8 protein-coding genes are annotated in these 12,046 nt (G+C 39.6%); 2 read left to right on the forward strand and 6 right to left on the reverse strand.

Translation table 11 applies throughout. The features are described 5' to 3' along the window. The 6 genes from AB1414_07940 to AB1414_07965 form a co-directional block, all read right to left on the reverse strand. A partial coding sequence (locus AB1414_07940) for an SAM-dependent methyltransferase (protein MEW6607369.1) occupies positions 1 to 1,600 on the reverse strand: 1,600 nt, incomplete at its 3' end. Positions 1,601 to 1,602: 2 nt separating this feature from the next. Further along, complete coding sequence (locus AB1414_07945) at positions 1,603 to 5,019, reverse strand: helicase-related protein (protein ID MEW6607370.1); 3,417 nt, start codon at positions 5,017 to 5,019, stop codon at positions 1,603 to 1,605. A gap of 435 nt (positions 5,020 to 5,454) precedes the next feature. Then, the gene (locus tag AB1414_07950) at positions 5,455 to 5,709 is read right to left on the reverse strand and encodes a type II toxin-antitoxin system RelE/ParE family toxin (GenBank protein ID MEW6607371.1); all 255 of its coding nucleotides are present in this window, start codon (positions 5,707 to 5,709) and stop codon (positions 5,455 to 5,457) included. Further along, a complete protein-coding gene (locus AB1414_07955; GenBank protein MEW6607372.1) occupies positions 5,706 to 5,909 on the reverse strand; it encodes a hypothetical protein in 204 nt (67 codons plus the stop codon). The genes AB1414_07950 and AB1414_07955 overlap by 4 nt, the downstream gene beginning before the upstream one ends. A 474-nt stretch (positions 5,910 to 6,383) precedes the next feature. Continuing rightward, positions 6,384 to 7,283, reverse strand: a complete 900-nt coding sequence (locus AB1414_07960) for a CoB--CoM heterodisulfide reductase iron-sulfur subunit B family protein (protein MEW6607373.1) — start codon at positions 7,281 to 7,283, stop codon at positions 6,384 to 6,386. A 1-nt stretch (position 7,284) separates the two neighbouring features. Beyond that, positions 7,285 to 7,803: a 4Fe-4S dicluster domain-containing protein gene (locus tag AB1414_07965; GenBank protein ID MEW6607374.1), complete on the reverse strand. Its 519-nt coding sequence runs from the start codon at positions 7,801 to 7,803 to the stop codon at positions 7,285 to 7,287. Between the two features lie 141 nt (positions 7,804 to 7,944). Between AB1414_07965 and AB1414_07970 the strand changes: the two genes are divergently transcribed. After that, a complete protein-coding gene (locus tag AB1414_07970) occupies positions 7,945 to 10,902 on the forward strand; it encodes a FapA family protein (protein ID MEW6607375.1) in 2,958 nt (985 codons plus the stop codon). Continuing rightward, positions 10,899 to 11,873: a hypothetical protein gene (locus AB1414_07975; protein MEW6607376.1), complete on the forward strand. Its 975-nt coding sequence runs from the start codon at positions 10,899 to 10,901 to the stop codon at positions 11,871 to 11,873. The genes AB1414_07970 and AB1414_07975 overlap by 4 nt, the downstream gene beginning before the upstream one ends. Positions 11,874 to 12,046: the final 173 nt, after the last annotated feature.

Consider the following 12,046-nt stretch of genomic DNA (forward strand, 5'->3'; position numbering starts at 1 on the left):
AGATGTCTTTTATGGCATTCCAGAATGCCCTTAAAAGGTCAGGACCTTCACAGTTTGATATAACATCCTCCGCAAACTGCCTTATATCAAGATTTAATGTAATCAGGTCATTGATTTCCCGAACCTCTCCAGATTCAATTTTCTTTCGGATTTCTTCATACCGCTTGCGCCTTGCAACTACCTCGCGCCATATCTCTGTAGGAAGGGCATATTCTGGCGGCGCAGGCTTGTTCCAGTCCTTGCGAAGCCGTATAGTTTCAATCTCATTTATGGATGAGACCTCTCTAACAGGCTGATTGAGTGTGGGAAGATTCAACCCCTGAGCAATGTTTTCTGGTAGAGGCAGAGGTTGAGCAAGGGTTTTCTTATTATAAATGTTCCATGTTATGCCGTGTCTGACAGCAGGGTATATGTATCTGTCAGGGTTTTCTTTGAGCAGATTCCAAATTGTGGGTCCATTTGGGTTTTCAAAGGCAACCTTGCACTTTGCCCTTGCTGAGTCAAAGATATAGGGGATAATGGTGTTTTTGCTGATGTATTCTGTGATGTCTTCTTTGGTGTAGTATGCGCCCATCTGCTTTTGGTTGATATACTTTTCAAAGATATAGCCAAGGACATCTGGGTTAATCTCTTCTCTGTTGCTTAAGTTTCGGACTGTGCGCTCAGGGTCAAGCACCCAGTCATATTCATCAAAATAGTCAAATATGGCTCCAAAGGCTTTATCAGGAATCTGGATATCCTCATAGCGTTCTTCAATAGTATGCATATCAAAGATTCCGCCGTTTATGTATGGAACCTTGCCAATCAAAGACTCAAGCTCAGGGGAATGTTTTATTTCGCCAAGACCTTCATGGAACAGACGGAGGAGGAAATAACGATAAAATGAATAGAAACTATCTTTGCCGTGTCTTTCCTGCATAATCTTCAGGCGGTTGCGGAGATAGTTTGGGTCTCCATCAAGAAAGCATTTTTTCTGGATGAAATATAGAAACATAAGCCTATTAAGCATTACTGAGGCATACCATTCCCTGTCTTCTTTAACAGGAATTCCCTTGATGAAATCAAGGAATGCAGAATGCTCCTTTTCAAACCTTTTATAAAACTGCTTTGTTACTCGTTCAACATCAAAGGCTGCCCTTGCGCGTCTCGAAACTTGAGCAATGGAAATACCTGCCTCTTCCTCCTCAAGCGAGATATAAAGGTGCCGAATCTTCTGAAGCAATGAATCACCAATTTGCCCTATTTGATATTCATAAGTGCGGGCACGAAGCGGCCGTGCTTTTTCCCTTTTTACCCACATCCAAGACTGCCTTGAATTATCATTGGTTATGAAAGTAATGAGATGCTCAAAACTTGTTTCAGAAAGTTTGCGGTCAAGTTTTAGCCGTGTGTTGTGGTCTGGCAGGGTATTGTCAAGGCTTTTATAAATCCAGGCAACAAAGCCCTTCTTTTCGGCAATGGCATTTAAGGCATAATCAGACTCATTAATAGGAATTGTAATTCTGCTACGGCAAGGCTCCCAGCCGAGTTCTTCAATAAACAACTTTGTCAATTCTGCATTTTGAAGGAGCGGTCTTGCACGGGCAATATCAAAAGGCATAGTTATTCCCTCCTGATGCCAAGTGAACAGATTATCTGGGGTTCGTTAGCACCTGTCTCTTCCTTTGGCACGCATAGTCGTCCATCTTCATAAAGAGAGATTGTTAACTCTGCAAATTTCTCAGCCGAGATGCCTGTGCGGAGTTCTCTATTGATGATGTCTTTGGCATATTCTGTGAGGGATTGCTCATAAATTGCACCTATGGCTGAATGCAGTAATTGGACATCAAACAAAGTGCCGATTATCTTTTCAGCATAATCCTTAAGTTTTTCATAGGCACGGCGGCGGGCGCTTGAAGGTTTGCCAAGCTGTCCGCCTGTCAAGGGATGCTCTTTTTGAATACTTTCTACTGCCTTCTGGACAAGCCTGTGATGATTTTCAAGCCGCTGCAAAGGAGGGGTATCAGGCTCACAGGCAGCGGCGGTAAGGATTTCATGCTGAGACTCTGTTACCACATTGCCGTCTTCATCAAGCCATGTAAGGGCGTCGTTTCCATCAGCAGTGCGGACATATACCATAACGCCTGATAATTTATCGTCTGATAATGGTTTGGTAGAAAACACAACATTGGGCAAATCTGAGATTATCTTTTTGAGTTCAGGATTAACATCGCAGGCATTCTTCCATATCTGGTATGCAAGCGATGCAAGGTCAACATCCTCATCTTCAGGGTCATTAAGAATGTTTGCTCTTTCTGTAAAGAGGTCGCGAATAATATTGTCATATTTTTCATCTTCAAAGAATGCCTCATCAGTTCCGATTACCTCGGCATTTTCCTGCAACCGCTGGCGAACTCTTGAACGCAGACTGATAAGACGCTCAACGCCTTCTGCTGGCAAAAAGGTATAGCAAAGAACCTCCCCTGCCTTCTGACCGATTCTGTCCACACGGCCTGCCCTTTGAATAAGACGGATTATTGCCCACGGTAAGTCATAATTTACAATAATGTGGGCGTCCTGAAGATTTTGCCCTTCGCTCAAAACATCAGTTGTAATAAGTACCCTCAATTCTTCTGATGAGGGTATTTCATTTCTTGCATCATTGCTTACAGGACTGAATTTTTTTACATAGCGTGACGGATCCTCTGTATCTCCTGTAACAGCGGCAATCCTTTTTATGCCAAGGCGTTGAAGCTGCTCATTCAAATATTCCACAGTATCTGAAAACTGTGAGAACACAAGCGCTTTTTCATCAGGATGCATTTGTGTAAGAAGATTAGAAAGTGCCTTAAGTTTATTATCTTTCTCAGGCTGCCACTCGCCTGCAAGCCTTAAAATCTCAAAGAGCCTGTTTGCGTCTTCTTTTAAATGTCTGGCAAGGTCATCTATAAATAAGTTTGTCCTTAACCAATATCGTGTTTCAAGCAATTTATAATTAGATTCAGCAACTTGGGCAAACTCGTCAAGTGAATTTGCTGTTATCTCGTTTAGTCTATTGGCGTCCTCTTGTTCTGTTTCAAATAACGAATCCTCGCTATCTCTCTCATCATTTCTGGCGTCAAATAACGCCGAGTCCTGCGTCCCGATAGGCAAAAGTCCATTTTTAATGGCATAAAGATAAATATAATTGCGCAGTATATGCCGCCGCACAGAGAGGAGAAAGGAGCTTCCGCTGCTTTCAAGTCTTTTAAAAAGATTAGTCCTGCAAAACCCGATGAGCCTTTTCCCTGCCCGTGACAGGTTTCTAATCACTTTATCTTCTTCTTGAGTCGGCGGGCTGTCTGGAGTTGGTTTTAGATAGTTGCCGAGTCCATAGCGAGGCAGATGAAGGTCTCTGATAATATTTACAACCTTGTCTGAGTAAAGACAGGCAAACTGGTCATTAATGTCTTTATCCTTGCAGTCAAAGGAAAGCGTCCTGGGAGACCTCTTTGGAAAGTAAAAACGGGCATTTCCTTCAAGAATCAGAAATCTTTTATCATCTTTAGACTTAATTCGTCCGCATTTAGGGCAATTATTCTGAGTTGGTGTAAGAATAGTGCTGCAAGATGGACATTCAGTATATGCATAATTTCTTTCTACAAAACTGCGAGTTCTGCGAACCATAAATAAACGCATAAGTTCCCGCCAGTCGTTTGAGTATTCGCTCTTCTCAAAGGCAGACAGACTGTTGACAGGGCATTGATGCCGTCTTGTAAATTCATCTACCCTGCTGTTACAATCGCGGCGGAGGTATTCTTCTGGACGGATGCCAACTGTATCATCTGCATTTAGAAATAACCTTAATTGGTTAGCAAGGTCAAGATAAACCTTATTATATGGCGTTGCAGATAAAAGAATGGATTTGCTTGCATTTTTCTCAATATAGTCTCTAATTACCGCCCATCGTCTGCCTTCACGATTACGGAGATTATGACTTTCATCAATGATTACCAGCCTGTAGCGGCGGAGTTCAGGGAGGATATTCTCCACCTGTGTGATTGACACAACCTTTGCAATCAGCCTATAACGATAAACATAGCCTTCCCACATTGGAACAAGATTTTTAGGGCAGAGAATAAGGGTCTCAATCTGATGAGGCGGTTCCTGAAAGACTCTGGCAAGCGTTGTTGCCATAAGTGTCTTTCCCAATCCAACCACATCGCCAAGTATAACACCGCCCCGTTTTTCAAGATGGCGTGCGGCAATGCGAACAGCAGCAGACTGAAACTCAAGGAGTGTAGGACGCATGTCGCGGGGAATCTCAAACTCTGACAACCCCGCTCTCGCTTCCTCTGCAAGATGATAAGCCATTTTGATGTAAATGCAATAGGGAGCCAATGTCTCTTCCCTTGCCCAACTCTCTTCTATGACTTTAATAAGTTCATTGGTTATATCCACACACAAGCGGTCATTCCATCGGTCGTTAAACCATTTTGAAAGTTTTTTGGCTGCATCGTGGTCAAGGACATCCACATTCAGTTCACCTTGATGAGATAACCCTGCAAGGGTTAGATTGCTTGAACCGAGATAGCCGATGATAGGATTTATCGGATCCTGCCTGAAACAAAGATAAAGCTTGGCGTGTAACGGATGTTTAAGAAAAAGTTTGACAACAACCTTTCCTGCTTTAAGTTGAGAGGCAAGACGGCGAAGCCCTGCTTCATCTTCATCAGTTGGCGCACCAAGGGTAAGCTGGTTTCTAAAATCATCAGCAAGTTTGTTCTTGAGCCGAATAATAACTTGATTGCTGATTATATCATCCTGTGGAAGAAGACGATAAAGCTGCCTCAATTGTTCATGGGGAGGCTTCTGCATGCCCACAAGCAGTCTGCATTGCTTGCCCTCTCCGCCATCCCAGGTTTCAATCAAGGTATCAATTGTCTTCCAGCCTCTGAGATTAAAATATCCAACACAAAAGTCTGAATATTTTGAAAGCTCCAGGCTCTGCCTTAAGGCTGGAAGGAATTCAAGGTCGATATTATCAAAAATACGGGGCATATCAACTCCTTCTGGGAAAGCGGGGGACACTTCCCCTACTCTATCCAGGTCTTAATCTATCAAATGCATTTCCACTTTTTTGTAACTATTCAGCCACAGATGGACACGGATGAAACACTGAAAATTCGTGAATCGTGTCCGGTATCCGTGTCCGTAATTAGGCTCAAGGCTAAAGGGTTTTTCTCCTTCTGACTTTTATTTTCTATCCTTCTTGATTCTCTGCCAGTGTAGGAAATTTCCACCCCCAACCCCCGCCAGCGGGGGGACACAACCCGCCTCTGACCTCTGTCTTCTGTCCTCTGCTTTCTATCTTCTGCTCTCTGTATTTATCCGTGCTAATCCGTGATAATCAATGGTTGAATAGTTACCTATTTTTAATATATTCCTTTTACTCCGATTTTAGATAATATGGGATACGTTCCGAATTATCCATGTTCAACGGTACACATTGCGGCGATGCCCAATATGAAGAATGGTTATAACTTGTCGCCTGTCATCAATCTCGTAAATTACGCGGTAATCACCTATTCGGATACGCCATCCTTCACGACCAATCAACTTGAGACAACCTGATGGCCTTGGGTCTTGAGCAAGAGCACGAATAGTATCACAAACTTTCTCATAGATTCCACCATGTAATCGAGCCAATTCTTTCTGAGCACTACGCAGAATAGCAATGGTATAATTCATTGGCGACCTCGTTCAATCTCGGCAACTGCTTGCTCAAATGGAATAATTTCATCCCCAGAAGTTTTGGCAGAGTCATAGGCGCGAATACATTCCAGTTCCTCCAATCCCTCAAGGAGTTTACGATATTCTCCTATATCTAAAATCACATCCGTGTGCTTTCCCTTTTCATCCACTACATAGCGTTCCTTGAATGTAGGCATTAGACTTACCTCCTCTATTTCGTCCAGTGGCAACAATTCTCGGCGAATTATAATAAAAGTCAAACCTGTTATCACCATAAGAACCATCTACCACACAGGTTATTGAAATATCTGAATATCCTGGAAATTCATAATCACGCCTATCTTTATCCCTGATAATCTTAAACTTGAGGTAATTGATAAGTATTGTTTATAGTTAAAGTTAGGCAACGACTTTTAGATTTTCTACAATAACTCCTTTGTCTTCAATGCCTTTGAGTAATTTAGAGGCATCAAGTATTTCTATACCCACAAGTTTTTCATAAGTACCCAAATTTAGTGCGACTTGTTCTGAAAGCCGTCATGTTCTACACTCCATTGGTTCTTCTATAAAACGGATGTAGATGGCATCAGATTGTGCATCATAATTTATCCTCATACCCATTTACCTCTTTTAGATTGTCGAAAGATTATCTCCCATTTTCATAGCAATACCTAACATCTTCCAACTAACCCCATTGGACTAACCAAATGCCTTTTCAACCACCTATTTACTTCTTTCATCCCCAACGCCAGCCCCAATATCTCGGTAAAATAAAATACCGGCATATTTGTTCCATTCTGGCGCATCTCAAGGTTTGTTTGACACAATGGACAGGCAGTAACAATACATTCTGCATTAGCTCGTTTTGCCATAAAGACAAGTTTCTTCACCAATTCAACTACCACCTCAGTTTGTGATAAAGATAATCCTGCACCACAACAATCTGTTTTATATGACCAGGAAACGACATCACATCCGCAAGCCTCAAGTATTTTATCCATAGATTGTGGCTGTTCTACAGAATCAAATCCGTCTTTTTGTGGTGGTCTGGTTATCAAACAGCCGTAATAAGGAGCAACCTTTAACCCGGACAAAGTTTTTTTTACCATTTTAGCAATTTGTCCTACCTCCTGATAGAGCACATCTAACAAATGCCTGACCTTAAGTTCACTGGAAAGTGGAACTCCATCTTTTTGTTCCAACCTTTGAATGTCCCCCGCTGGCGGGGGTAAGGGGGTGGAATATCGTGCGATACCAACTATTTGTTCCAACCTTTGTCTTTTCTCACCATCCTCTTTTAATTCCTTATCTGCCTGTTTGAGATTGCTATAGCAGGCTGAACAAGGAACAACTATATCCAGACCTGCATTTTGAGCCAGCAGGAGATTGCGACCACTCAAGTCTGTAGATAAGTTATGATTCAGGCTATGCGCCGCACTGGCTCCACAGCAATTCCAATCCGGTATCTCTATCAGTTCTATATCCAACGCCTGGCAGACTGCTCGTGTTGATTCATCATATTCCTTGCCTGTAGAATGAAGTGAACAACCGGGATAATACGAAAATTTCATTTTATTTACTCCTCTTAAACATTTGTTTCACAGCCTTCTTGTCTTTAATAATCTCCGGGAATATATTCAACTTCCCCTTCAAAAACATTTGTTGTCCAGCCTGCATATCCTGAAATAGATTGCCACTCTTTAACTTGAACAGCCCAATCAGTTCTACCTCGTGTGCCCGACCCCATCTTTTAACGCTATTAAGAAATAGTTGATGGAACATAGTTACATTTGGTTGTTTGCTGGGTATTTTTTCTTTTATGGCTATCTCACGCAGGGTATCCATAACGCGGGGGATGTCTATTTGCATTGGGCATCTGGTAAGACAGGTTTGACATCCAACACATAACCAAATGACAGAAGAGCAAAGCACTCTATCTTTGTCACCCATCTGAATCATTCGGTTAATCTGATTAGGTTTGTAGTCCATCCATGAGGCGATAGGACAACCGGATGAGCATTTCAAACATTGAAGACATTTATTTACATTTTGATTGCTTTTTTCTCTTACTTGTAACTCTAAATTCATCATCTAAATTCCTTTTTGTGAAATTATTATATCAGAATAAAGTAGTTATGTCAAGAAGAAAAACCAGCGAATTTATTCACTTGACAAAATGAGGAGTAAATGGTATTATTGAGTTCAACATTTTAATAGAAAATGGAGAAGAAAATGACAGGTCAATTTTTAGACGAGAAAAAAAAGATATTAACAAGTGGTTCACGAAAGCTCGGTTCTCTTGAAGTTAATGAGAATGAAACAAAGGCATATTTTACCTTTTTCCCGCCAGAAAATGGTAAAGTAATTAACCCTGAAGAAATAATTTCATCTTTACACGAGGAAGGTATTTTAGATATAGATACGGATATTATTCAGCGGACAATTATAGAAGACCAATTTAATCAGAGAATACTTATTGCCACAGGAATACCACCAACTAATGGTGAAAGTGCATACTTTTTATATCAATTTGGCGCCGAAGGAGAATGTCCAACGATAGAAGTCATTCCAGGTCAAATTTTAGCCGTAAAAGTTCCCTGCGGTTATGGAATTCCAGGAACAACCGTTACTGGAGAAAAAGTTCCTCCTTTAATGGGAGAAGATATTGAGATTATTCCAGGTAATAATACGGCTATTTCTCCAGATGGACTAAAAGTTTATGCGACTGGATTTGGAAATGTGATGTGGACAGGAAATAAAGTTGAGGTGGAAAGGATATTTGAAATCCCCAATGATGCAAAGGAAAATATTGATTTTCAAGGCAGTGTCCTAATCGGTGGTAATGTTCATAATGGGGTTGAAATAAAGGCAACTGGTAGGGTGAATGTTAAAGGAGAGGTTCTACCACAAGCCCAAATAAAAGCAGGTAAAGATATTATTGCCAGAGCAATCAAAGGCGCTATTTTAGAAGCTAAAGGAAATGTAGTCTGTGAAGAGATTATTGATGGGCAAATCACGGCTCAAAATGTCCTCCTGAAAGATAAAGGAATTCTTTATGGTGGAAAGATTAAGGCTAATTCTTTGATTGAAGCAAAAATAATTGGTAATGAAAATAATCTCCCAACAACACTTATAGTTGATGAAGATGGTAAGGTTTCGGCATCTTCTTTTATCTACCCGGAAACTAAAATTACTATTGGGAAAATAACCATAAAGATAAAAAAACAAGTCAAAGAGGTCTTATATTACAAACTTAGAGATTCTGTTGTTCAATCCAGATATAAATCTGCTGAAATAAGAAAAGAACAAGGAACGCAAATATTGGAATCTCAGATATATTCATCCACAATACCTCCATCAGTAGTTATTAAAGCCACCTCTTTATCAGAGGCAAAAGAAATAGGTGCTGAACTCCTGAATTTATCTCCTTCAGAGGTAGATTGTCAGTTAGGGATAGCGGATGAGGATATTTCTTTAATGCGGGTTTTTCAACTGGGTATTAAAGGACCGTGGGAAGAAGGATGGAAAAAAAGGGTAAAAGAAGAAATTTCGCGTGCCAGGATAGATAACATTGATGGGATGTTTGAATTCTTCAACACGGATAGCGGTTTATATTTATCTATACTTTCCCCTAAAGGAAGTGGAAAAGAAGTTACTTTAGAAGAAATTTTGATGTATGTAGCAACCAAAGGCTTTGTGAATGTTAATAAAGATATACTTAAAAAAGCAGTTGAAACTCCATCTTCTAAACCAATAATGGTTGGACCAAGACAAAGGCTATTAGAATTAGACGGCAAGATTGAAGTAGATATTACCCCGGATTATTCAAAGGCATATATTATAGTTAGTCCACCTCAGATAGGTGGACTTCCAGCCACTTTTGAGGAGGCAATGTGTGCCTTACGAGAAAATGGTGTAGTTGCGGGAATTAATGAGAAGGCACTTGCAGAAGTAGTATTTGCTCAGAAAAATAGGCCTGACTTGGTTGCTGAGGCTATTTTACCTGTTCCGGGCGAACCAGCAACATTAGAATATAAATTCCGCGCAGATAGGTCTAAAGTAATATTAGAAGAAGATGAGTATGGTCGGGTGGATTTTAAAAAATTAAATCTTATTGAGAATGTTCGTGCTGGACAGGTTTTAGTGGTAAAAAAAGCCCCAGGAAAAGGCACACCAGGTAGACTAATCAATGGCCTCGAAATTCCTGCCCTACCAGGACAAGATATAAAAATGCCTGCTGGAAGAAATACAGAGGTATCAATAGGTGGCACAGAATTAATTGCAACGACAAATGGCCAGGTAATTTTAGCCGCAGATAATAAAGTGAATGTTGAAGATACCATTCAAATCAAAGGAGATATTAATTTAGAAACGGGAAATATATATTTCCTCGGGACAGTTATCATTGATGGGAGTGTTGAGGATGATTTTGAAGTTGAGGCAACGGGTGATGTCCAGATTAAAAATACTGTTGGTAAATGCTATATCTCTGCTGGCGGAAGTATTGCTATTGGAGAAGGCGTGAAAGGTAAAGGTGCGGCACGATTATTTGCCGGCGGACATATCTTTGCTAAATATATTGAAAATGCCAAAGTAGAAGCAAAAGGCACTATTCAGGTAACTCAAGAAATTATGCACAGTCAGGCTGACGCCGGTAAATCTATCCTTTTAGAAGGTAAACAACGAGGTTCTATTATTGGAGGTAGGGTTAGAGCAGGTGATGAAATCCACGCTCGAGAAATTGGTGCCCCAGCTGGAACTTACACAAAAATAGAAGTCGGTGGCACACCACGAGTCCGAGAACAATTAGATAACTTAAATAGAGTTTATCAAAGAGATGTTAATAGATTAGAAACAATAAAAAGAGATATTGCCGTTCTAAAAGATAAGAAAAAACAAGAAAAAGAAAAGTTTCCTATTGAAAAAGAGGCTAAACTACAAAAACTTATTCGCGAACATAATAAATTAACCGTAAAATTACAACGATATACTGACCAAAAGGAATTTTTAGAGGTGAGAATACAGGAATCACTTGGTGGCAAAATTTATGTATCACATACCTTATTTCAAGGCGTAACTATAACCATCCGAAATGCTACTCTGGAAATAAAAGATAATTACAGCTCCGTTAGCCTTGGTCCTAAAGGAGAAGATGAAGTCGGCATCTATCCGTATGGAATAACGAAATGAAAAAAATAACACCCCTGTTAATTTTACTATTCTTTTCCTGGATAATCGCTGTTTTATTCCTCTATTTCAAAGTCCATTATTCTTATCTGGCTTTATTTTTAAGCAAAAATAATATCTTTGATGAATTATACCTTTTATTTATATTGGCTTTATTAAGTTATGCCTCAGGTCGAAGGATATTCTTACTGACTAATATCAAATTTTCCTCTTTCCTCGAAGAATTTATCTTTGCCAATGGTGTTGGATGGATAATATTAGCTTGTGGGGTAATGATTGGGAAAATAGCCCTGCTCATACTCCTTTTATTCTTTGTTATAGAATTATTCCCAATTATCAGAATTATATTAAATAAGATAAAATGCCTTTTTGGTATCAAACCTGCCGGCTTAAATATAATTTTATGGTTTTTATTGGGTATAACTATATTTTTTACCTTCCTGATGGCATTAACACCTTCTTTTATCTCTTTTAATTTCATATTTCCAATAGGATTTAAGTTGATTTATTTCTATTTTGGAATTTTAATCATTATGACTATCTTTGCTTTAACCAGAAGGCATTTTAATCAAAATTGTGGACTCCTCGCAAGTTGCATATTTTATATCAATAGTTTATGGATTTTTCCATTTGAAAGAACAACAATCGAGTTTGTAGTAATTTTTTATGGATTATTAGCCGTTTATTTATTACTGAAATGGAATCAAACCTTGAAGGATGGGTATTTTAAATTCATCTTTCGATGTCTGATTCTATTAGTTCTTTTCCCTATCTTTATCTCGCATCTTATCTATAGATATTCTGGAGAATATACCTTATTAAGGCGGGTTATTCTTTGTGTAATTACGGGTGTTTTTATACTCATTTTGGGCTATGAATCCTACATTATATTCAATTATGCTCCATTGAAATTTATCTTTGGATTAGAAACGGCTTCAGAATATCTTGCTCGAATTGCTTCTGTATTAAAATAAGGTAACCGTTCAGCCACAGAGGCACAGAGTTCACAGAGAATTAGACAAATTAGCCACAAATGGACACGAATTAACCTGTGACATTCGATAAATGTAGTGCGAACCTTTAGGTTCGCTTTCCTGCTTGCCAGAAGCGAGGCTAAAGCCTCGCACTACAAATCTTTTTATTATTC

Source organism: bacterium (assembly GCA_040755795.1).
GTDB lineage: Bacteria > UBA9089 > CG2-30-40-21 > CG2-30-40-21 > SBAY01 > JBFLXS01.